Genomic DNA, 23,172 nt, shown 5'->3' on the forward strand with positions numbered 1-23,172 from the left:
TGTGGGAAGGGTTCCATGTTCAGGAAGATTCTTGTCGCCAATCGCGGAGAGATCGCCATCCGGGCGTTCCGTGCCGCGTACGAGCTGGGGGCGAAGACGGTTGCGGTGTTCCCCTATGAGGACCGCAACTCGATGCATCGGCTGAAGGCCGATGAGGCTTACCAGATCGGCACGGAGGGTCATCCGGTGCGCGCCTACCTCGACGTCTCGGAGATCATCCGCGTCGCGAAGGAGTCGGGCGCCGACGCGATCTACCCCGGGTACGGCTTCCTGTCCGAGAATCCGGAACTGGCCGAGGCCGCCCGGGCAGCCGGCATCACCTTCATCGGTCCGCCGTCCTCCGTCCTGGAGATGGCCGGTAACAAGGTGACCGCCAAGGAGCACGCCATCGCGGCCGGGGTCCCGGTCCTGAAGTCGACGCCGGCCAGCCGCGACATCGAAGAGTTGCTCGCCGGTGCCGCCGACATCGGATTCCCGATCTTCGCGAAGGCGGTCGCCGGTGGCGGCGGCCGTGGCATGCGCCGCGTCGACAACGCCGAGGACCTCCGCGGAGCCCTCGAGGCCGCCATGCGCGAGGCGGACAGCGCCTTCGGCGACCCGACGATGTTCCTCGAGCAGGCCGTCGTCCGCCCCCGGCACATCGAGGTCCAGATCCTGGCGAGCGCCGACGGCGAGACCATCCACCTCTTCGAGCGCGACTGCTCGGTGCAGCGCCGACACCAGAAGGTCGTCGAGATCGCGCCGGCCCCGAACCTCGACGAGGACACCCGTCAGGCGATGTACCGCGACGCCATCGCGTTCGCCAAGTCGATCGGCTACGTCAACGCCGGGACGGTCGAGTTCCTCCTCGACACCGCGGGGGAGCGCGCCGGTCAGCACGTGTTCATCGAGATGAATCCGCGCATCCAGGTCGAGCACACCGTGACCGAGGAGGTCACGGACGTCGACCTCGTCCAGTCGCAGATGCGCATCGCCGCCGGCGAGTCGCTCGGCGACCTCGGCCTCACGCAGGAGTCCCTGCACCTCCGTGGCTTCGCACTCCAGTGCCGCATCACCACCGAGGACCCCACGGCGGGCTTCCGTCCCGACACCGGGAAGATCACGACCTACCGTTCTCCGGGCGGCGGCGGCATCCGACTCGACGGCGGTACGGTCGCCTCCGGCGCCCAGATCAGCCCCCACTTCGACTCGATGCTCGCGAAGCTCACCTGCCGCGGGCGCACCTTCGAGGCGGCCGTCACCCGCGCCAAGCGCGCCCTCGCCGAGTTCCGCATCCGCGGCGTCTCCACGAACATCCCGTTCCTGCAGGCGGTCCTCGAAGACGCCTCGTTCGTGGCCGGCGACCTCAGCACCTCCTTCATCGACGAGCGTCCGCAGCTCCTCCGCGGCCACGTCTCGAAGGACCGCGGGACGAAGATCGTGAACTGGCTCGCCGACGTCACGGTCAACCAGCCCAACGGGTCGCGTCCGTCCGGACCGGACCCGGTCGAGAAGCTGCCCGCGATCGACATCACGACCGACGCCCCGGCCGGCTCGCGTCAGCGGCTGCTCGAGCTCGGACCGAAGGGCTTCGCTGACGCCCTCCGCGCCCAGACCGCCCTCGCCGTGACCGAGACCACCTTCCGCGACGCCCACCAGTCGCTCCTGGCCACGCGCGTCCGGACGAAGGACCTGCTCGCGGTCGCACCGTTCGTGTCGCGGCTCACCCCCGAGCTGCTCTCCGTCGAGGCCTGGGGTGGCGCGACGTACGACGTGGCCCTCCGCTTCCTCGGTGAGGAGCCGTGGGAGCGACTGGCCTCCCTGCGTCAGGCGATGCCGAACATCGCGATCCAGATGCTGCTGCGCGGCCGGAACACCGTCGGCTACACGCCCTATCCCACAGAGGTGACGAACGCCTTCGTGCGGGAGGCCGCCGACACCGGGATCGACATCTTCCGGATCTTCGACGCCCTCAACGACGTGTCGCAGATGCGCCCGGCCATCGATGCGGTCCTGGAGACGGGGACGACCGTGGCGGAGGTCGCCGTCTGCTACACCGGCGACCTGCTGAACCCGGCCGAGGACCTCTACACCCTCGACTACTACCTCCGTCTCGCCGAGAAGATCGTCGAGTCCGGTGCCCATGTGCTCGCCATCAAGGACATGGCTGGGCTCCTCCGTCCGTCCGCGGCGGCCAAGCTCGTCGCGGCGTTCCGCGAGCGCTTCGACCTGCCGGTCCACGTGCACACGCACGACACCCCCGGTGGACAGCTGGCGACCCTCCTCGCGGCGAGCAACGCGGGCGCCGACGCCGTCGACGTCGCGAGCGCGCCGATGGCCGGCACGACGAGTCAGCCGTCCGCGTCCTCGCTGGTCGCCGCGTTGGCCCACACGGAGCGCGACACCGGCATCTCCTTGCAGGGGATCGCCGACCTCGAGCCCTACTGGGAGGCCGTCCGCGCGATGTACCGGCCGTTCGAGTCAGGACTCGCGGGGCCGACCGGTCGCGTGTACACGCACGAGATCCCGGGCGGTCAGCTGTCGAACCTCCGCCAGCAGGCGATCGCGCTCGGACTCGCAGACCACTTCGAGCTCATCGAGGACATGTACGCGGCCTCCAACCGGATCCTCGGTCGGGTGCCCAAGGTGACCCCGTCGAGCAAGGTCGTCGGCGACCTCGCCCTCCACCTCGCCGCCGTCAAGGCGGATCCGGCGGACTTCGAGGCCAACCCCGACAAGTACGACGTCCCGGACTCCGTCGTGGGGTTCATGGCGGGCGAACTCGGGGAGCTCCCGGGCGGATGGCCGGAGCCGTTCCGCTCGAAGGTCCTCGCCGGTCGTTCGGTCGACATCGGGATCACGCCGATCTCCGCTGAGGACCAGGCCTCGCTCGACGGCGGGTCCACCGAGCGCCGCTCGACCCTCAACCGCCTGTTGTTCCCGGCGCCGACCAAGCAGTTCGAGCAGCAGCGCGACCTGTACGGCGACCTCTCCGTCGTCGACACCGCCGACTACCTGTACGGCCTCGAGCCGGGCATGGAGCACGTCGTCGAGATCGACAAGGGCGTCCGGCTGTTCGTCGGGCTCGAAGCGATCGGTGCGGCCGACGAGAAGGGCATGCGCACCGTCATGGCGACCCTCAACGGTCAGCTGCGGCCGGTGTTCGTCCGCGACCGCAGCATCGAGGTCGACTCCCGCGCGGCCGAGAAGGCCGACACCTCCGTCCCCGGTCAGGTGGCCGCGCCGTTCTCCGGTGTCGTGACCGTCAAGGTCGCCGTCGGCGACCGCGTCGAGGCCGGCCAGCCGGTCGCCTCGATCGAGGCCATGAAGATGGAGGCGGCGATCACGACCGCCGTCGCCGGCGTCGTCGAGCGCCTCGCCATCCCGGCGACCCAGCAGGTCGAGGCGGGCGACCTGCTCGTCGTCGTGAAGCCGAGCGCCTGACCCTCCCGAGACCGGCCGCGTCCCTCCTCGAGGCGACGCGGCCGGTCTCCGCGTCCACCACACCTGTCCCGCCCGGAAGGATCCAACCCGTGACGACACGACCCATCAGACACTTCGGCGACCCGGTCCTGAAGGCTCCGACGGCCGAGGTCGTCACGATCGACGACGACATCCGCAGCCTCGTCCGCGATCTCGTGGACAGCGTGGAGCTCCCCGGCCGTGCCGGCGTCGCCGCGACGCAGATCGGCGTCGGACTCCGCGTGTTCAGCTACAACGTCGACGGCGTCATCGGGTACCTCATCAACCCGAAGCTCGTCGAGGTGCGCGGTGAACTCGAGGAGATCGGCGAGGGCTGCCTGTCGGTGCCCGGACTCTGGTTCCCGACGCCGCGCCATCCCTACGCCCGTGCCGTCGGCATCGACCTCGACGGGCAGGAGCTCGTCGTCGAGGGTGAAGGACTCCTCGCCCAGGCGTTGCAGCACGAGACCGACCACCTCGACGGCACGCTCTACCTCGACCGGCTGTCGAAGGAGCACCGCCGCGAGGCGATGAAGCAGGTCCGCGAGAGCGACTGGTTCTAGACGCCGGTCGACGGGCCCGGCGGTCGTCGACCGACCGCCGAGCCCGTCGAGGCGCTACTTCAGGGACATCCCCTGGGTCTCGGGCGAACCCGCTCCGAGGTACATGCCCTCGATCGTCTCCGCGAAGTCCTTGAGGATCACGTTCCGCTTGATGCTGAGCTTCGGCGTGAGGTGCCCGCTCGCCTCCGTGAGCTCGTCGTCGAGGATGACGAACTTGCGGATCGACTCCGCGCGGGACACCTTGGTGTTGGCCTCGTCGATGGCGCGCTGCACGGCGGCGAGCACCGCGGGGTTCCGAGCAGCCTCGGCGGCGCTCATCGAGGCGTCCTGGCCGTTGTTGGCGAGCCATGACGGCAGCATCTCGGTGTCGAGCGTGATGAGGGCGCTGATGAACGGCTTCTGATCGCCGACGACGACGACCTGGCCGACGACCGGGGTCGCGCGGATCGGGTCCTCGAGCGCCGCCGGGGCGACGTTCTTCCCGCCGGCGGTGACGATGATCTCCTTCTTCCGCCCGGTGATCGTGAGGAAGCCGTCGGCGTCGAAGGAGCCGATGTCGCCGGTGCGGAACCAGCCGTCGTCGAAGGCCTCCGCCGTCGCCTCGGGGTTCTGCCAGTACTCCTTGAAGACGTTGATGCCGCGCACCTCGACCTCGCCGTCGTCGGCGATGCGGAGGGAGACGCCGGGGAGTGCCGGTCCGACCGTCCCGATCTTCGACTTCTGGGCGAGGTTCACCGTCGCGGGCGCGGTGGTCTCGGTGAGGCCGTAGCCCTCGAGGATCACGATGCCGAGCGCGTGGAAGAAGTGACCGAGTCGCGGACCGAGTGGAGCGCTGCCGGAGACCGCGTACCGCACCCGGCCGCCCATGGCCGTGCGGATCTTCGACAGCACGAGGCGGTCGAGGACCCGGAACTTCACCTTCAGGCCGAACGGTACGGAACCGCTCTCGAGGGCCTTCGAGTAGGCGATCCCGGTCTCGGCGGCTGCACGGAAGATCTTGCCCTTGCCGCCGGCCTCCGCCTTCTGCTCGGAGGAGTTGTAGACCTTCTCGAAGACCCGGGGGACCGCGAGGAGGAATGTCGGCTTGAACGTGCCGAGCGAGGGGAGCAGCTGCTTCGTGTCGGGCTGATGGCCCGTCTTCACGCCGGAGTGCACGCACAGCACGGCGATGAAGCGCGCGAAGATGTGCGCCGTCGTGATGAAGAGGAGGGTGGAGGCACCGGGAGCGGACACGACGTCCTTGAGTGCGACTGCCGAGTTCCGCGACAGCTCGACGAAGTTCGAGTGGGTGAGGACGCACCCCTTCGGCCGACCGGTCGAGCCGGAGGTGTAGATGAGGGTCGCCATGTCGGAACCCACCGCGAGGTTCCGACGGCGTTCGATCTCCTCGTCGGGGACGTCGACGCCCGCGGCCGCGATCTTGTCGAGGTCTCCGAGGTCGATCTGCCAGACCCGCGCGACGTCGGGGAGGTCACCGTGCACCTCGTCGAAGCGGGCGAACTGGTCGGGTGTCTCGACCAGCACGCTGGTCGCTCCCGAGTCGCTGAGGATCCACTGCACCTGGCTCGGCGAGCTGGTCTCGTAGATCGGGACGAGGAGTGCTCCGGCGAACCAGACGGCGAAGTCGATGAGGGTCCACTCGTACCGGGTCTTGCACATGAGCCCGATCTTGTCGCCGGGTTCGATCCCCGCGGCGACGAGGCCCTTCGCCAGGGCGACGACCTGCGCGTGGAATTCGGCGGTGGTCACGTCCACCCACTCCGACCCGCGGGGAACGGCGAACAGCGCGGCGTCGGGCGCAGCAGCCAGGCGCTTCACGAGCAGATCGGTCGCATTGGCGGATGGGTCTGCTGCGACGACTGCAGGGACGTCGAACTGTTCCACGGCAACTCCTTCGGTACCAGGTCGGCAAGATGTTGCTCCATCCTAGAGCACGGGTGTTTGCGCGGTTTCTGTGGCGCGCAGACGCTCAGTAGACTCGACTGCGGCGCGCGAGCGACCGACTCGACTGACGGTCGGTCACACGCCGCTGCCGGTATCGGCGACATCAGGACAGGGAGACGGCACCGTTATGGCAAACGCGATCGGCATCGACATCGGCGGGACGAAGATCGCGGGCGGGGTCGTCGACGACGACGGCCGGATCCTCGCGGCCGGGCGCACGCCGACGCAGGCCTCCGATCCCGACGCCATCATCGACGACGTCGTCGCCATGGTCCGGTCCTTGGACGACGGCAGCATCTCGAGCGTGGGCGTCGCAGCGCCGGGGTTCTTCGACGCCACTCGCTCGACCGTCTACTACTCGCCGAACATCGCCTGGCGGAACGAGCCCCTGCAGGCCCGGCTGGCCGCGCGGCTGCCCGACAAGGTCGTGACGATCGAGAACGACGCGAACGCCGCGGGTTGGGCCGAGTTCCGGTTCGGTGCGGGGCGCGAGGAACGCAGCATGGTCATGGTGACGATCGGCACGGGTGTCGGCGGGGCGATCGTCCTCGACGACCGGCTGCTGACCGGTGGCTTCGGCAGCGGTGCGGAACTGGGACACATGCGCCTCATCCCGGACGGACTGCCCTGCGGCTGCGGCGCGCGTGGCTGCGTCGAGCAGTACTGTTCGGGGAACGCGTTGCTCCGGCTCGCGAACGAGGCCGCGGACGCCGGTGGCGACGGTGCCGCCCTCGCCCGAGCCCGGGCCGCGGCCGGCGGACTGCTGAACGGACACCACGTCTCCGCCCTGCTCGAGTCCGGTGATCCCGGCGCCCTCCGATGCCTCAACGAGCTCGCCGATCTGCTGGGGCAGGCCCTCGCGAGCATGTCGGCCATCCTCGACCCCAACATCTTCGTGATCGGCGGCGGCGTCGCCCAGGCCGGCGACCTCCTCCTGGACCCCGTTCGTGAGGCGTTCCTGACGCACCTCCCGGCGCGCGGATTCCACCCGGAGCCGTCCTTCAGCATCGCGCAGCTCGTGAACGACGCCGGGGTCATCGGCGCCGGCGATCTCGCCAGGAGCGCCCTCGTCCTCGGCTGACGACGACGGCAAGACGGAGGAGCACGATGTTCTACTGGTTCATGAAGTACCTGGTCGCCGGCCCGATCCTCAAGTCGATCTTCCGGCCGTGGGTGATCGGCGCCGAGAACATCCCGGAGCACGGCGGCGCGATCATCGCCAGCAACCACCTGTCCTTCATCGACTCGGTGATCCTCCCGCTGTGCGTCGACCGGCGGATCTCCTTCCTGGCCAAGAGCGAGTACTTCCGCGGCAAGGGATTCGGTGGCTGGGCCACGAAGACCTTCATGCTCGGCACGGGGCAGCTCCCGATCGACCGGTCGGGCGGCAAGGCCTCCGAGGCCTCGCTCAACACCGGGCTCGCGGTCCTCGGTGGCGGTCACCTGCTGGGGATCTATCCGGAGGGCACCCGCAGTCCCGACGGGACGATGTACCGCGGCCGCACCGGCGTCGCGCGGATGGTGCTCGAGGCCGGGGTCCCCATCGTCCCCGTCGCGATGATCGACACCGAGAAGGTCATGCCCATCGGCACGAAGCTGCCCCGGATCCGCCGGATCGGGATCGTCATCGGCAAGCCGCTCGACTTCTCGCGGTTCGAGGGCATGGAGGGCGACCGCTTCATCCTCCGCAGCGTCACGGACGAGTTGATGGTCGAGCTCCGCAAGCTCTCGGGCCAGGACTATCGCGACGTCTACGCCACGAGCGTCAAGGAGCGCGCCGCGTCGGCGTGACGCTAAGCTGAAAAACCGGGCCGCGATCGCGGTCCGTTCCCCCTTCCGGGCGGGCTCCGGAGCGCGTCCGGTCGAAGAGAAACAGGAAATCCGTGTCCCACGCTACAGAACCAGTCGTCATGGCCGAACCCTCGGTGATCGCCGGACTGGACTATTGGCGTGAGCTGCCGATCAAGCAGCAGCCGTCATGGCCGGACCAGGCCGCCGTCGCGCGTGCCTCCGCCGAACTCGCGACGCTCCCTCCGCTGGTCTTCGCCGGCGAGGTCGACATCCTGCGCGACCGCTTGGCCCGGGCGGCGAGCGGCAACGCGTTCCTGCTCCAGGGCGGCGACTGCGCCGAGACCTTCGCCGGTGCGACGGCCGAGCAGATCCGCAACCGCGTGAAGACGGTCCTGCAGATGGCCGTCGTGCTCACGTACGGTGCGTCGATGCCGGTCGTGAAGATGGGCCGGATGGCCGGGCAGTTCGCCAAGCCGCGCTCCAACGACTCGGAGACGCGGGGCGACGTCACCCTGCCCGCCTACCGCGGCGACATCGTCAACGGCTACGACTTCACCCCGGAGTCGCGCACGGCCGACCCCGCTCGGCTCGTCAAGGGGTACCACACCTCCGCATCGACCCTGAACCTCATCCGGGCGTTCACCCAGGGCGGGTTCGCCGACCTCCGCGAGGTCCACAGCTGGAACAAGGGGTTCGCCGCCAACCCGGTGAACCACCGCTACGAGGGACTGGCGCGCGACATCGATCGTGCGATCAAGTTCATGGAGGCGGCCGGAGCCGACTTCGACCAGCTGCGGGGTGTCGAGTTCTACTCGAGCCACGAGGCGCTGCTCATGGACTACGAGCGACCGATGACGCGGATCGACTCGCGGACCGGCACGCCGTACAACACCTCCGCCCACTTCGTGTGGATCGGGGAGCGGACCCGCGAGCTCGACGGCGCGCACGTCGACTTCCTGTCGCGCGTCCGCAACCCGATCGGCGTGAAGCTCGGCCCCACCACCTCGGCCGACGACATGCTGCGTCTCATCGACAAGCTCGACCCCGAGCGCGAGCCCGGGCGCCTGACGTTCATCACGCGGATGGGTGCGGGCAAGATCAGGGACGCCCTGCCTCCGCTGCTCGAGGCGATCAAGGGTGCCGACGCGACGCCGCTCTGGGTCACCGATCCGATGCACGGCAACGGGCTCACGACGCCCACCGGCTACAAGACGCGTCGCTTCGACGACGTCGTGGACGAGGTCAAGGGGTTCTTCGAAGCCCACCGCGCCGCAGGGACGCACCCCGGCGGCATCCACGTCGAGCTCACCGGCGACGACGTCACCGAGTGCCTGGGCGGCTCGGAGCAGATCGACGAGGCCACCCTGGCGACGCGGTACGAGTCGCTGTGCGATCCTCGCCTCAACCACATGCAGTCGCTGGAGCTCGCCTTCCTCGTGGCGGAGGAGCTCGCCGCCGCGAAGTAGGTCTCACACGACGAAGCGCCCGTGCCGGATCCGGCATGGGCGCTTCGTCGTGTGACAGCCGTGTGGGTCGAGCACGTGTCGCCGTGGCTACAGACCGAAGTCGGTGATGTTGACGGTCGAGCCCTTCTTGACGGACTTGCCCGCCGGGGGATCGGTCTTCTTCACCTTGAAGATGTCGCGGAAGGCCTCTGCCACGGCGATGTCACCGACGGTGAATCCGGCGTCTTGGAGTGTCGTGATGGCCTGATTGATCGTCTGGCCGGTGGTGTCGGGGACGGCGACCAACTCGACGCCCTTGGACACGATCAAGGTCACGTCGTCGCCAGGGATGAACGCCGTCTCGTTCCCGTCCGCATCGGTCTTGGCCTGGATGCCGATGACCTGCCCAGCGGGGATCGTGTCGTCGAACGCCTCGTCGGAGGTGCCCACGCCGAGCCCGACGGATTCGAGGGCGTCGCGCGCCTGATCCGGCGTCATCCCCGAGACCGAGGGCACCTGTCCGGCCGACACGAGCAGCGTCACCGTGGAGCCTTGGAAGGACGGCCCACCCTGGCTGTAGTCGGCTCCCGAGGTCGCGTCGGTCGCCGCGAGCACGATGTCCTTCGCGATGCTCGGGTCGAACTGCTGGTTCACGGTGCCGACGGCGACGCCGAGCGCGTCCAACTGCTGTTCGGCGTCGGACTGTGCGAGCCCGGCGAGGACCGGGATGTCCACCGGTTGCGGTCCCTGGGAGACGAGGACCGTGACGGAGCTGCCCTTCTCGATCTTCGAGCCGGACGGCGGATCGCTGCCGGCGACCGTGCCGGCCGGGACGGTGAGGCTGAACGTCGCGCCTTCGACGGGCACGAAGCCCAGCTCCACGAGTTTGGCTGACGCCTGGTCGAAACTCCCGTCGGCGACGTTCGGGACCTCGACGAGCGAGCCGGGGCCCTGGCCGAAGTACCATCCGGTCCCACCGGCGAGCGCGGCGAGCATGAGGACGATCGTGAACAGCGCGACGCCCGCGCGGCTGCGCTTGCGCGCCTTCGTGGCGAGCTTGCCCGGACCGTCCGTCGCGTCGGCGCGCACCGGGACCTGCTGCGGTTTGGTGTTGCGGCCGATGACCTGGGTGACGTCGTCGGCGTGCTCGCTCGAGTAGGAGGCCGGCATGACGATCGTGGGCTGCGCCCCGGTGGCGACCGAGGTGAACCCGAGACTGGACTCGATGGACCGCAAACGCTCGAGCATCTCGCCGGCGTTGGACGGACGATCGTCCGGTTCGCGCTCGGTGGCCCAGAAGACGAGGTCGTCGAGTTCCTTCGGGACGGCGGGGTTCTTGGCGCTCGGTGCGGGGACCGACTCGTTGGCGTGCTGGTAGGCGATCTGCATCGGCTGCTCGCCCTTGTAGGGCTGCTCGCCGGTGAGCATCTCGTAGAGCATGATCCCGAGCGCGTAGATGTCGCTCCGCGCGTCGGCCTGTCCACGGGTGACGAGTTCGGGGGAGAGGTAGGCGATCGTCCCGAGGAGTGCCTGGCCGGTGGCCGTGTTCGCGCTCGCGGCTCTCGCGAGGCCGAAGTCGCCGATCTTGATGCGCCCGTCGTCGGCGAGCAGGACGTTCTCCGGCTTGACGTCGCGGTGGACGATGCCGGCGCGGTGCGCGGCGGCGAGACCGGACAGCACGGCGTCGAGGATGTCGGCGGCCTGCCGAGGGGTGAGCGTGCCGTTGTCGCGGATGAGGTCGCGGAGGGTGATCCCCGGCAGGTGCTCCATGACGAGGTAGGCCATGTCGGAGTCCTGGCCCTGGTCGAACACGCTGACGACGTGCGGGTTCGCGAGCCGGGCGGCGGAGCGCGCCTCCTGGATGAAGCGGTTCTTGAACGTCGTGTCGTCCGAGAGATGGCCGTGCATGACCTTGATCGCGACGCGTCGTTCCAGCCGGAGATCGGTGGCGAGGTACACCGTCGCCATGCCGCCCCGGGCGATGCGTGAGCGCACCTGATATCTCCCGTCGAGGAGACGGCCGATCATCGGATCGGTCTGCTGGTTGCTACTCACCAGTCGAGTGTATGGAACGTCGGGCGCGAAGAGCTGTCAACACCCCGGGAGGGCGGCGAGGCGCCTGGATCGTTACCCGAACGCGATCCGATGGCGCCGAGCGGAGCGCGGTCGTGGCAGACTGCTGTGCGTGACTGAGCAGAATTCCGAACTCGTGTGGTTCACCCTTCCCGATCTGGCGACCGAACTCGGGCTGCCGATCCGACGCATCCGCCAGTACCTCGAGGAGCGCGACCTCCTCGCCGTCCGGCGTGACGGCGTGCTGCAGGTGCCGTCGTCGTTCATCGCGGACGGCGGGCCGGTGCACAACCTGCGCGGCACGCTCACGCTGCTGTCCGACAACGGCTTCGACGACGAGGCCGCGATGGTCTGGATGCTCGAGGACGACGACGCGATCGGGACCTCCCCGATCCAAGCCCTCCGCGAGGGACGTCGTTCCGAGGTCCGCCGGGTGGCTCAGGCGCTCGCCTGATCCCGTGCCGTCCGAGCCGGACGGCTCAGGTCTCGCGGCGTGCGACCGCGACCGCGAGGCCGCGCAGGTGGGCCCGGGCGTCGTCGTTGATCGGAGCCTCGCCCAGTGCGGAGAGTGCCCGTGCGACGTGGTCCTGGATGAGCTTCTCCACCTGGTCGACGGCCCCGCTGTCGCGGATGGTCGCCTGGAGCAGGCCGATCTGGTCGTCGTCGAGTTCGGGATCCCCGAGCATCTCGTCGAGGATGGCGCGCGCGCCCGGCTGGAGGGCCTCCCTCGTGAGCGCGATGAGGATGGTGCGCTTCCCCTCGCGGAGGTCGTCGCCACTCGGCTTGCCGGTCACAGCGGGATCGCCGTAGACGCCGAGGAGGTCGTCGCGCAGCTGGAAGGCGATGCCGAGGGGGAGGCCGTACCCGCGGAGCGACGCGAGCTGCTGCTCGTTCCCGCCGCCGAGGAGTGCCCCGAGCGCGAGCGGGGACTCGATGCTGTACTTGGCCGATTTGAAGATGAGGACGCGCTCGGCCCGGCGGCGCTGTTCGTCGTCGGCGGCGTCGCGCCAGGCGCGCTCCTCGAGGATGTCGAGGTACTGGCCGGCCGTGACCTCGGTCCGCATCCGGTTGAACTCGGCCCGCGCTGCGCGAGCGGCGGTGCGGTCGTCCAGCTGGTCGAGTCCGTCGTCGAGGAGTTCGTCACTCCAGCCGAGGAGCAGGTCGCCGAGGAGCGTGGCGGCTCCGGTGCCGAAGGTGGTCGGGTCGCCGTCCCATCTGCTGCGGCGGTGCAACTCCGCGAAGGAGACGTGAGCCGACGGTGCACCCCGGCGGGTGTCGGAGTTGTCGATGATGTCGTCGTGGACGAGTGCTGCGGCGTGGAACAGTTCGAGCGCTCCACAGGTCGCGATGACGGTCTCGAGGCCGCCCTGACCACTGGCGTGCCTGCCGGTGGAGACGGCCTGCCAGCCCCGGAAACAGAACTGTGCTCGGAACCGCTTCCCACCGCTGAGAAATTCCCGGGAGAAGTCGAGGAACGGGGAGAGCTCCGGGCCGATCTGCGCGACAATGGAGCTTCGCGAGGAGAGAAAGTCGGAGAGCCCGCGGCCCACCAGGGTGGCGAGTTCATTGCTTTCGATCACGCACCTAGCCTAGTCATGCTTCGGTGGCTAGACTCGATCAACAACGTCGCGTCGTGTGACCTTGAGGGGAATCAGATGCCACTTTCAGAGCAGGAGCAACGGCTCCTCGATGAGATGGAACGCCACCTCTACCGCAGCGATGCCGATTTCGTCTCCAAGGTCAGCGCTGGAGCGGGCAAACCGAGTTACCGCGGAATCGCGCTCGGCTCCCTCATCGCGGTGGTCGGGGCGATCGGCCTCGTGCTCGGAGTCGTGATCCAGCAGCCCATCGTCGGTCTGCTCGGGTTCGCGATCATGCTCACGGGCGTGCTCGTGGCGACCAAACCGACCCGGGCTCCACTCGAACAGCCGCGGCCTCGTCAGGCTGCTCCGGCCGGTCAGAAGTCGTCCCGTCTGATGGACCGCTTCAACGACCGCTGGGACAAGCGTCAGTCTGGCGACGAGCAGTAACGATGCCGCGCCTCCCGGTCGCTCCGCGTCCGGCCGCCTGACTCCACTTCCCTCCCTCGCGGCGCCGCCGCACCACGACTCCGAACGGGGCCGATCTTCGGATCGGCCCCGTTTCGTCGTTTCAGGCCCTCCCTGACCGTTCCGGATAGGGCGAAGTCCCTCCATTTCCCTCCACCCCGCAAAGCGCTGACTTTGCGGGGTTTTTTCGTGGGTAATCGAGCCAATGTGGGGGAATGTGCTGCATTGGTGGGGCAAAGTGGAGTAAAGTGGAGCCCAACCAAGATGTTGGCCAGAACGATTGGGGGCGGGGGCGTATGTTCCTCGGTAGTCACGCCCCCAAACTCGACGAAAAAGGCCGCATCATCCTGCCGGCGAAGTTCCGCGATGAGCTCTCCGGCGGGGTCGTCATGACCCGAGGCCAAGAGCACTGCATCTACGTCTTCAGCACGCGAGAGTTCGAGGCGCTCCACGAGAAGATCCGCCAGGCTCCGGTCACCAGCAAGCAGGCCCGCGACTACCTGCGCGTGTTCCTCTCCGGAGCGAGCGCCGAGACCCCCGACAAGCAGCACCGCGTGACCATTCCGTCCAACCTCCGCCAGTACGCCGGGCTCAGCCGCGACCTCGTGGTCATCGGCGCCGGCAGCCGCGCGGAGATCTGGGACGCCGAGGCATGGGAGTCCTACCTCGCCGAACAGGAGAGCGTCTTCTCCGAGACCGCCGAGGAGGTGATCCCCGGACTCTTCTAGTGCCCTGCCCCCTGACTCCCAGCCGTCCCGCCCTGACACACTTCCCCGGTGCCAGGTCGGAGCCCGCCCTGACACACTTCCCCGGTGCCAGGTCGGAACGGATGGGGATCAGGGGTCAGGGACCGTCCGGATTACGCATATGGCCATCGACGACATCCACACCCCGGTCCTCCTCGAGCGATGCATCGAGTTGCTCGCCCCCGCCGTGTCACACGAGGGCGCGGTCCTCATCGACGCCACGCTCGGCATGGCGGGGCACGCCGAAGCGATGCTCGAGCGGTTCCCGCAGTTGACCCTCATCGGGCTCGACCGCGACCTCGATGCACTCGACATCGCCCAGGAGCGGCTCGAGCGCTTCGGGTCGCGAGCCCGGTTCGTCAAAGCCGTCTACGACGACATCGACGAGGCCGCTGAGGAGCTCGGCTTCCCACAGGTGGACGGCATCCTGTTCGACCTCGGTGTCTCCTCGCTGCAACTCGATCGGACCGAACGCGGCTTCTCGTACTCGCAGGACGCTCCTCTCGACATGCGGATGGACGCCTCGAGCGAGCTGACGGCGGAGACGATCCTCGCCACCTACGACGAGGTCGCGCTTCGGAAGATCTTCTGGGAGTACGGCGACGAGAAGTTGGCGCAGCGCTACGCGCGCCGCATCGTCGAGGAACGCCAGCAGCGACCCCTGACGAGTTCCGGTCAGCTCGTCGAGCTCATCGATCGGGCCACGCCGGCGGCCGCACGTCGCACCGGCCATCCGGCCAAGCGGGTCTTCCAGGCGCTGCGCATCGAGGTCAACGCGGAGCTGTCGGTCCTCGAGTCCGCCGTGCCCCGCGCGCTCGACCTGCTTCGGGTCGGAGGACGGATCGTGTTCCTGTCCTACCAGTCGCTCGAGGACCGGATCGTCAAGCGCGAGCTCCAGGCCCGGGCGAAGTCGACAACTCCGGCGGGTCTGCCCGTCGAACTCCCGGAACACAGTGCGGAGCTGAAGCTCCTTGTCAAGGGCGCCGAACTCGCCACCGAGGCCGAGATCGACGAGAACCCCAGAGCGAAACCCGTGCGACTCCGCGCGGCCGAACGGCTGAGGAGGCCAGCATGAGCGGAGCGACCGCAGCACTCGATCTCGCACCAGAACGGCTCGGACGCGCTCGGCCGCAGCCGACCCGGACGGCCCCCGAACGGCAGCACATCCGTGCGGTCACGACCGGGGCGCGCTCGAAGCTCCGACCACGGCCGATGTACGCGGTCGTCGTCGTCGGTGCGGTCGTCGCCATCGTCGTCGGTCAGTTGCTCCTCAGCGTCGGGTTGAGCCAGGGCGCGTACCAGATCCAGCAGCTCGAGGGGAAGCAGGTCGAACTCGGCCGCACCTCGGCCGCGCTGGCCGAGGACCTCGACCGCCTGGCCTCGCCCCAGTACCTCGCCGTGAACGCGCAGGCACTCGGCATGGTGGGCAACTCGCTCCCGACCTACCTCCGACTCTCCGACGGTGCCGTGCTGGGGACGCCCACGCCGGCGTCGGCGAGCACGAGTCCGATCTTCAACGCCGCCCTCGTGCCGAACGCACAGGCCGCGACGCTCCCGCTCGTCGGCGGGCAGAACGCCGCCGCCGCAGACGGCGCGTCGAGCCAGGAAGCGGTCACCCCGCCCGTACCGTTGCAGGACGGGCTGCCGTCGCCGACCACACGATGACCGGACGGCTCACGGTGGAGGACGACGCCCTGCTCGGAGGTGCGACGTCGGGAGAGGACGCGGTGCGGGCATCATGGTGAGACACACGAAGACCACGCGCCGACGCCTCGCGTTCACCATCGTCGCGGTCTCCATCGTGATGACGCTCTTCGTCCTGCGTCTGGTGGACATCCAAGTGGTCCGCGCGAGTGCCTTGAGCGCCGAATCCCTCGAGAAGACCGAGACGGGTGACACGATCCTCGCCACCCGCGGCAACATCCTCGCCTCCGACGGTTCGGTGCTCGCCGAAGCGGTCATGCGGTACAGCATGGCGGCATCTCCGAAGGACGCCGGTCCGTTCGAACGCGACGTCGACGGCGCTGAGCAGACGATCACCCTCGAGCAGGCGACGAACGAGATCGGCGCGATCATCGGCAAGCCCGGTCCGGAGGTCCTCGCGCTCATCACGGATGCCCTCGCCGCGGACAAGGACTCGCTTTACGCCCTCATCGCGAAGAAGCTCACGCTCGACCAGCTCCGAGCGCTCAAGGCGCTGGAGATCCCGTGGACGACCTTCAAGGAGGAGCCCTACCGGGTGTACCCGAACGGTGCGGTCGCCGGCAACATCGTCGGCTTCGTGGGCGAGGAGGGCGAGGCCCAGGCGGGCGTCGAACTCATGGAGAACTCCTGCCTCGCCGGCAAGGACGGTCGCACGACGTACGAGAAGGGCAGCGGCGGTCTCCCGCTCCCCGGCACCACGGTGACGAAGCCGGCGAAGGACGGCGGCGACGTCGTGCTCACGCTCGACAAGGACATCCAGTGGTTCTCGCAGCAGTCGCTCGCCGCACAGGCCGAAGCGGTCGGTGCGAGCTGGGGCGTCGTCACGGTGATGGAGGTCAAGACCGGCAAGCTCCTCGCCGTCGCCGAGTACCCGGCCGTCGACCCCGGCAACGTCAGCGCGACGCCGTCCGAGGACCGAGGCTCACGGGCCTTCGCCGCGCCGTTCGAACCGGGATCGACGTACAAGTCACTCACCGCCGCGGCGCTCATCGACCAGGGTGTCGCGAATCCGAACTCCCAGGTGGTCGCTCCGTTCCGGTACAAGCCCTCGAACGGTGCCGACATCAACGACAGCGAGTTCCACGCGGATCTGAACCTCACCCTGTCGGGTGTCATGGTCGAATCGTCCAACACGGGGATCTCGCAGTTCGGCGAGAAGATGAGCGCCGACACCCGCTACGCGTACTTCCAGAAGTTCGGTCAGCTCCAGAAGACCGAGGTCGGCTTCCCGAGCGAGTCCGGTGGCCTCATGGCGGACCCTGCGGACTGGGACAACCAGACGGACTACGCGACCATGTTCGGTCAGGGCTTCTCGACGACCGCGATCCAGGGCGCCAGCCTGTACCAGACGATCGCGAACGGCGGTGTCCGCATGCCCGTCCAGCTGGTCGAGGGGTGCCGGAACGCCGACGGCACCATGACCGACGTCCCCGACGCGACCGGGACCCAGGTCGTCTCCGCCGACGCGGCGAAGCAGGTCAGCGACATGCTCGAGATGGTCGACCAGGAGAGCTGGGTCGCCAAGAACGTCGACGTCCCCGGCTACCGGGTGGCCATGAAGACCGGTACCGCACAGCAGCCCGACGGCGACGGTGGCTACAGCTCGAGCTACCTCGTCTCGATGGCCGGTTTCGCGCCTGCGGAAGCGCCGCAGTTCGTCGTTTCGGTGAACCTGGCCGACCCGGTTAAGATGAATTCATCGGCTGCAGTCGCTCCCATCTTCCGGGATGTGACCACCCAGGTGCTGAAGAGCAGGGGAGTGCAGCCGTCCACGGAGCCGGCACCGAACCTGCCGCTCAGATTTTGAACGACCTCATGAAGGATGGGCTCAGCGTGAACAATCAGGGCCCGATCAGCCTCAGGCCGGAACATCCGCAACGGCGGGCGCTCTCGCAGCTGGTGACCGAATTCGACCTCGACCTGCACGGCTCGGCCGACGGCGTGGAGATCAGCGGCGTCAGTCTGAGCTCCGGTGCCGTCGAGCCCGGTGACCTCTACATCGGCATGCCGGGTGTCCGCGCCCACGGTGCCGCGTACGCCGAGCAGGCGAAGGAACGCGGCGCTGTCGCAGTGCTCACGGACGACGCCGGACGAGACCTGGCCGCAGCGGCCGGTCTGCCGATCATCGTCGTGCCGGAGCCGCGTGCCGCCCTCGGCCACCTCGCCGCCTGGGTCTACCGCACCGCCGAGGAGCCGCCGACGCTGTTCGGCGTGACCGGCACCAACGGCAAGACGAGCGTGGTCTACCTCCTGAGCGGCATGCTCGCGCAACTCGGGATCGTCGCCGGGCTGAGCTCGACCGCGGAGCGGCGCATCGGCGACCTCGCGGTGACGAGCTCCCTCACCACGCCGGAGGCCAGCGAGCTCCACGCGCTGCTCGCGCGCATGCGCGAGTCCGAGGTGCGCGCGGTCGCCATCGAGGTCTCCGCCCAGGCGCTGACGAGGCACCGCGTCGACGGCATCGTCTTCGACGTCGTCGGCTTCACCAACCTCAGTCACGACCACTTCGACGACTACGGCGACTTCGACGAGTACTTCGCGGCCAAGCGGGAGCTGTTCGAGCCCGATCGCGCCCGACGAGGAGTGGTCACGATCGATTCCGAGTGGGGCGGTCGACTCGTCGAGCAGAGCCGGATCCCGGTGACGACCCTGACGACCCGCCCGGAGGTCGACGCCGACTGGCGCATGACGATCCTCGAGGAGACCGCCGGTTCCACGACGTTCCGCCTCGACGGCCCCGGCGACCAGGTGCTCGTGACGAGCGTGCCGCTGCTCGGCTGGTTCATGGCGGCGAACGCCGCGCTCGCGATCGTGATGCTCGTCGAGTCCGGTGTGGAGTTCGACATGATCGCCCAGGCCCTCGAACGGGACGGTGGGATCGACGCCTACATCCCCGGGCGTGCCGAGCGGATCAGCGGCGACCGCGGCCCGGTCGTGTACATCGACTACGGGCACAGCCCCGACGCGTTCCTCAACACCCTCGCGGCCATCCGCGCCGTCACGCCGGGCCGCGTCATCATGGTGTTCGGCGCCGACGGAGACCGCGACACGACGAAGCGTCGCGACATGGGCGCGATCGCGGCCCGGGGTGCCGACATCGTGGTGGTCACCGACTTCCATCCCCGGAGCGAGAACCCGGCGTCGATCCGACGCGTGCTCCTCGAGGCCGCCCGCGAAGCCGCACCGGACGGCGAGCTGCACGAGGTCGCCGACCCGGCGACCGCGTTCCGCACGGCGCTGGCGCTGGCCGGTCAGGGCGACACCATCCTCTACGCCGGACCCGGGCACGAGGACTACCACGAGGTGGCCGGCGTGAAGCTCCCGTACTCGGCGCGCGACGACTCGCGCGACGCGCTGCGTGAGGCAGGGTGGCTCTGATGATCGACCTGACCCTCACCGAGATCGCCGCGGCGACCGACGGCCGACTGATCCCCGGTCCGGCGGACCCCGGCCTCGTCGTGTCCGGCGTCGCCGACACCGACTCCCGACTCATCACGCCCGGCGACATCTTCGTCGCGAAGCCCGGCGAGGAGACCGACGGACACCTGTTCGCCGATGCGGCGGTCGCCAACGGCGCCGCCCTGCTCATCGTTGAACGGGAACTGGCCGTCGCCGTGCCGCAGATCGTCGTCGAGAACTCCGTGACCGCGCTCGGTGCCCTCGCCACCGAGGTCATCACGAGGGTGCGCGCGCTCGGACGACTCCGGATCGTCGGTATCACCGGCTCCAACGGCAAGACCACGACCAAGAACCTCCTCGCCGCGGTCCTCGAGCGCGTCGGGGAGACGGTCAGCCCCAAGGCCTCCTTCAACAACGAGGTCGGAGCGCCGATCACCATGCTGCGCGTGACGAACGACACGCGATTCCTCGTCGCGGAGATGGGTGCCAGCGGCATCGGTGAGATCGCCCGACTCATCCGCATGGCGAAGCCCGACATCGGCGTGGTCCTCAAGGTCGGACTCGCGCACGCGGGGGAGTTCGGCGGGATCGAAGCGACCGTCACGGCGAAGACCGAGATGGTGTCCGAGCTGCTCCCGGAGGACGTCGCCGTCCTCAACCTCGACGATCCACGGGTGGCCGGTATGGCGCATGCCACCCAGGCACGCGTGCTGTGGTTCGGCCTCGACGACCGCGCCGCCGTTCGCGCGACCGACATCGTCGCGACGGCGTCCGGAACCGCGTTCACGCTGCACCTGCCCGACGGTTCCTCTGCGCCCGTCCGGTTCAAGGTGCTCGGTGAGCACCACGTCATGAACGCCCTCGCCGCGGCCGCAGCCGCCCACGAACTCGGTGTGGAGATCGACCTCATCGTCGACGCCCTCGAGAGCGTGAGTCGGGCGGAGCGCTGGCGGATGGAGCCCCTCGGCGGACGCGACGACGTGTCCATCATCAACGACGCCTACAACGCCAGCCCCGACTCGATGTCGGCCGCCATCCGGACCCTCGCCCAGATCGGTGCTGAACGTGGCCGGACCATCGCGGTCCTCGGCGCCATGAGCGAACTGGGCGACTGGGCGGGCGAGGAACACGACCGGATCGGGCTCCAGGTCGTCCGGCTCGGTATCGGCCGCCTCGTCGTGGTCGGCCCCGAGGCCCGCCGCATGCACATCACCGCGATCAACGAAGGGTCGTGGGACGGGGAGTCGGTGTACTTCGCGACCGCGGACGAGGCGTTCGCGTACTTGAGCGCGGAGATCGCCCCGGGCGACACCGTGCTCGTCAAATCGTCCAACGCGGCCGGACTCCGGTTGTTGGGCGATCGACTGGGGGAGTTGTACGCATGAGAGTCCTGTTGGCTGCGGGAGCGATCTCGCTGGCGTTCTCCCTCTTCCTGACCCCGCTGTTCATCAGAGCGTTCCGCAAGCTGGCCTGGGGCCAGTTCATCCGTGACGACGGGCCGCAGAGCCACCACACGAAGCGCGGGACCGCGACGATGGGCGGCGTCATCATCATCGTCGGCACCCTCGTCGGTTTCTTCGCGAGCTATCTGATCTTCCAGGAACAGGTCGGCGTCTCGGCGCTCCTGGTCCTGCTCATGATGGTCGGCCTCGGCATCGTCGGATTCATCGACGACTTCCTGAAGGTCCGGAAGAAGCAGAGCCTCGGCCTCGGCGGGTGGGCGAAGGTCGCCGGGCAACTCATCGTCGCGACGGTCTTCGCCGTCCTCGCGATCAACTTCCCGAACACCGAGGGGTTCACCCCGGCGTCGACGAACATCTCGATCATCCGCGACATCCCGATCAACTTCATGGCGATCGGCATCCCGGTGATCGGCATCCTGCTGTACATCCTCTGGACCTCGGTGATCGTGGCCGCGACGTCGAACGGCGTGAACGTCACCGACGGGCTCGACGGGCTCGCCACCGGCGCCTCGATCCTCGCGATCGGCTCGTACATCATCATCGGCTTCTGGCAGTTCAACCAGTCGTGCTTCAGCTCCTCGCTCGCCTCCGACGTCGCCTACAAGTGTTACGACGTCAGGGATCCACTCGACCTCGCCGTGGTCGCAGCGGCGATCGTGGGTGCGCTCATCGGGTTCCTCTGGTGGAACACCTCGCCGGCGCAGATCTTCATGGGTGACAGCGGGTCGTTGGCGCTCGGTGGAGCGCTCGCGGCTCTGGCCATCCTCAGCAAGACCGAGCTCCTCCTGGTGCTCGTCGGTGGTCTCTTCGTCATCGAGGCCGGTTCCGTGATCGTCCAGCGGGTCTACTTCAAGGCGACCCACGGCAAGCGCATCTTCCTCATGAGCCCCATCCACCATCACTTCGAGCTCAAGGGTTGGGCCGAGGTCACCGTCGTCGTCCGCTTCTGGATCATCGGCGGTCTGCTCGTCGCCGCGGGTGTGGGTTCCTTCTACCTCGAGTGGCTGAGCCGATGAGCGCTGAGCGCCTCGACGGGCTCCGCAGCTGGCACGCCGACTGGCGTGGTCTGCGGGTCGCCGTCCTGGGACTCGGGATGACCGGGTTCTCCGTCGCCGACACCCTCGCCGAGCTCGGCTCGGAGGTATTGGTCCTGGCAGGCGAGGCGGCGGACGAACGCGCCGAACTCGTCGGCGTCATCGGTGCGCGGCTCATCCAGCGGGACCTGTCGACCGTGCCGTCCGAGCTCGTGGAGTTCGCTCCGGAGCTCGTCGTCGTCTCACCCGGATTCCACCCCGACCACGCCGTGGTCACCTGGGCGCAGGCGGCGGGGGTCGCCGTCTGGGGCGACATCGAACTCGCCTGGCGGGTCCGCGACAAGGTCGGCACGCCGGCCGAGTGGATCTGCGTCACCGGTACGAACGGCAAGACCACCACCGTTCAGCTGACGGCGTCGATGCTCGTCGAGGCGGGTTTCCGCGCGGCGCCCTGCGGCAACATCGGTGTCCCGGTCCTGGACGCCGTCCGTGATCCGCAGGGCTTCGACTTCTTCGTCGTCGAGCTCTCCAGTTACCAGTTGCACACCCTCGGCCTGCAGGGCGGTCGGAGCATCGTCTCACCGCTCGCCAGCGTCTGCCTGAACCTCGCCGACGACCACCTCGACTGGCACGGCTCCGCCGAGGCGTACCGGGCGGCGAAGGCCGTGGTGTACGAGAACACGAAGGTCGCGTGCGTCTACAACCGCGCTGACGCGGCGACGATGTCGATGGTCGAGGAGGCCGAGGTCGTCGACGGCGCCCGCGCCGTCGGGTTCGGCCTCGACGTCCCCGGACCGAGCGACTTCGGCGTCGTCGACGGCATTCTGGTCGACCGCGCGTTCCTCGACGACCGTCGGACGAGCGCCCTCGAGATCACGACGGTCGAAGCGCTCGCCCAGCGCGGGCTCGCCGCCCCGCACATCGTCGCCAACATCCTGGCGGCAGCCGCACTCGCCCGGGCCGCCGGCATCACGGTCGAGGCCGTGCGCGACACCCTGCTGTCGTTCGGCCTGGACGCGCACCGGATCCAGCTCATCACCCGGAGACTCGAGGTGGACTGGATCGACGACTCGAAGGCCACCAACCCGCACGCCGCCGACGCATCGCTCGCCGCCTACCGCTCGGTGGTGTGGATCGTCGGAGGCCTGTTGAAGGGCGTCTCGATCGATCGCCTGGTGGAGCGGCACGCCGACCACCTGCGCGCGGCCGTCGTGATCGGCGCCGACCGCTCGGAGGTCCTCGCGGCATTCGCGCGACACGCGCCGACGCTGACCGTCATCGAGGTCGACGCAGCGGAGACTGAACACGTCATGCCGGAGGCCGTTCGCCGGGCCGCCGAGGTCGCGCAGGCAGGGGACACCGTGCTCCTCGCTCCTGCAGCCGCCTCGATGGACCAGTTCACGGACTACGGGCACCGTGGTCGCCTGTTCCAGGCCGCCGTCGAAGCAGAGCTGGGAGGTGAGGCGGATGATCGATCCGCCTCGCGCTGACCCGCGCCGCGTGCGGTCGTCGTCGTCCCGG

Annotated in this window: 18 protein-coding genes; 15 read left to right on the forward strand and 3 right to left on the reverse strand. The window is 68.8% G+C overall.

Annotated elements, in window-relative coordinates; all coding sequences use genetic code 11:
- Positions 1–15 precede the first annotated feature (15 nt).
- Positions 16–3,423: a pyruvate carboxylase gene (locus tag QRN44_RS16080; RefSeq protein WP_285039625.1), complete on the forward strand. Its 3,408-nt coding sequence runs from the start codon at positions 16–18 to the stop codon at positions 3,421–3,423.
- An 89-nt stretch (positions 3,424–3,512) separates the two neighbouring features.
- Positions 3,513–4,004, forward strand: a complete 492-nt coding sequence (locus QRN44_RS16085; RefSeq protein ID WP_285039626.1) for a peptide deformylase — start codon at positions 3,513–3,515, stop codon at positions 4,002–4,004.
- A gap of 54 nt (positions 4,005–4,058) precedes the next feature.
- On the opposite strand, the gene QRN44_RS16090 is transcribed toward QRN44_RS16085, so the two are convergent.
- A complete protein-coding gene (locus tag QRN44_RS16090) occupies positions 4,059–5,888 on the reverse strand; it encodes an AMP-dependent synthetase/ligase (RefSeq protein ID WP_071260288.1) in 1,830 nt (609 codons plus the stop codon).
- 187 nt (positions 5,889–6,075) lie between these two features.
- On the opposite strand from QRN44_RS16090, the gene QRN44_RS16095 reads away from it, so the two are divergent.
- From QRN44_RS16095 to QRN44_RS16105, 3 genes are all read left to right on the forward strand, one after another.
- The gene (locus QRN44_RS16095) at positions 6,076–7,029 is read left to right on the forward strand and encodes an ROK family glucokinase (protein WP_064297010.1); all 954 of its coding nucleotides are present in this window, start codon (positions 6,076–6,078) and stop codon (positions 7,027–7,029) included.
- A gap of 26 nt (positions 7,030–7,055) precedes the next feature.
- Positions 7,056–7,739: a lysophospholipid acyltransferase family protein gene (locus QRN44_RS16100; protein ID WP_064297009.1), complete on the forward strand. Its 684-nt coding sequence runs from the start codon at positions 7,056–7,058 to the stop codon at positions 7,737–7,739.
- 119 nt (positions 7,740–7,858) lie between these two features.
- Positions 7,859–9,205, forward strand: a complete 1,347-nt coding sequence (locus QRN44_RS16105; RefSeq protein WP_056005400.1) for a class II 3-deoxy-7-phosphoheptulonate synthase — start codon at positions 7,859–7,861, stop codon at positions 9,203–9,205.
- 87 nt (positions 9,206–9,292) lie between these two features.
- On the opposite strand, the gene pknB is transcribed toward QRN44_RS16105, so the two are convergent.
- Positions 9,293–11,239, reverse strand: coding sequence for a Stk1 family PASTA domain-containing Ser/Thr kinase (gene pknB / locus QRN44_RS16110; RefSeq protein ID WP_285039627.1), 1,947 nt, complete (start codon positions 11,237–11,239; stop codon positions 9,293–9,295).
- A 130-nt stretch (positions 11,240–11,369) separates the two neighbouring features.
- Between pknB and QRN44_RS16115 the strand changes: the two genes are divergently transcribed.
- Positions 11,370–11,711 (forward strand): Rv2175c family DNA-binding protein, encoded by a 342-nt coding sequence (locus QRN44_RS16115; RefSeq protein WP_064297006.1) that lies wholly within the window; start codon positions 11,370–11,372, stop codon positions 11,709–11,711.
- Between the two features lie 25 nt (positions 11,712–11,736).
- Here the strand turns inward: QRN44_RS16115 and QRN44_RS16120 are convergent, their stop codons facing one another.
- Entirely contained in the window at positions 11,737–12,837 is a 1,101-nt protein-coding gene (locus tag QRN44_RS16120; RefSeq protein ID WP_285039628.1) for a polyprenyl synthetase family protein, read from the reverse strand.
- A 75-nt stretch (positions 12,838–12,912) separates the two neighbouring features.
- Between QRN44_RS16120 and QRN44_RS16125 the strand changes: the two genes are divergently transcribed.
- The 9 genes from QRN44_RS16125 (at position 12,913) to murD (ending at position 23,141) form a co-directional block, all read left to right on the forward strand.
- The gene (locus tag QRN44_RS16125; protein ID WP_079002572.1) at positions 12,913–13,287 is read left to right on the forward strand and encodes an SCO2097 family morphological protein; all 375 of its coding nucleotides are present in this window, start codon (positions 12,913–12,915) and stop codon (positions 13,285–13,287) included.
- A gap of 314 nt (positions 13,288–13,601) precedes the next feature.
- Entirely contained in the window at positions 13,602–14,033 is a 432-nt protein-coding gene (mraZ, locus tag QRN44_RS16130; RefSeq protein ID WP_064297003.1) for a division/cell wall cluster transcriptional repressor MraZ, read from the forward strand.
- Between the two features lie 139 nt (positions 14,034–14,172).
- The gene (gene rsmH, locus QRN44_RS16135) at positions 14,173–15,126 is read left to right on the forward strand and encodes a 16S rRNA (cytosine(1402)-N(4))-methyltransferase RsmH (RefSeq protein WP_121290567.1); all 954 of its coding nucleotides are present in this window, start codon (positions 14,173–14,175) and stop codon (positions 15,124–15,126) included.
- The gene (gene ftsL, locus QRN44_RS16140) at positions 15,123–15,716 is read left to right on the forward strand and encodes a cell division protein FtsL (protein WP_191941137.1); all 594 of its coding nucleotides are present in this window, start codon (positions 15,123–15,125) and stop codon (positions 15,714–15,716) included. Before rsmH ends, ftsL begins: the two co-directional genes overlap by 4 nt.
- Before the next feature lie 73 nt (positions 15,717–15,789).
- Positions 15,790–17,562, forward strand: a complete 1,773-nt coding sequence (locus QRN44_RS16145) for a peptidoglycan D,D-transpeptidase FtsI family protein (RefSeq protein WP_064297000.1) — start codon at positions 15,790–15,792, stop codon at positions 17,560–17,562.
- A 26-nt stretch (positions 17,563–17,588) separates the two neighbouring features.
- Positions 17,589–19,133, forward strand: coding sequence for a Mur ligase family protein (locus QRN44_RS16150; RefSeq protein WP_285039629.1), 1,545 nt, complete (start codon positions 17,589–17,591; stop codon positions 19,131–19,133).
- Complete coding sequence (locus QRN44_RS16155) at positions 19,133–20,539, forward strand: UDP-N-acetylmuramoyl-tripeptide--D-alanyl-D-alanine ligase (RefSeq protein WP_121291047.1); 1,407 nt, start codon at positions 19,133–19,135, stop codon at positions 20,537–20,539. Before QRN44_RS16150 ends, QRN44_RS16155 begins: the two co-directional genes overlap by 1 nt.
- A complete protein-coding gene (mraY, locus tag QRN44_RS16160) occupies positions 20,536–21,633 on the forward strand; it encodes a phospho-N-acetylmuramoyl-pentapeptide-transferase (protein ID WP_064296998.1) in 1,098 nt (365 codons plus the stop codon). Before QRN44_RS16155 ends, mraY begins: the two co-directional genes overlap by 4 nt.
- Positions 21,630–23,141, forward strand: a complete 1,512-nt coding sequence (gene murD / locus QRN44_RS16165; RefSeq protein ID WP_285039630.1) for a UDP-N-acetylmuramoyl-L-alanine--D-glutamate ligase — start codon at positions 21,630–21,632, stop codon at positions 23,139–23,141. Before mraY ends, murD begins: the two co-directional genes overlap by 4 nt.
- Positions 23,142–23,172: the final 31 nt, after the last annotated feature.

The organism is Plantibacter sp. lyk4-40-MEA-4, from assembly GCF_030209415.1.
Classification (GTDB): Bacteria; Actinomycetota; Actinomycetes; order Actinomycetales; family Microbacteriaceae; genus Plantibacter; species Plantibacter flavus_A.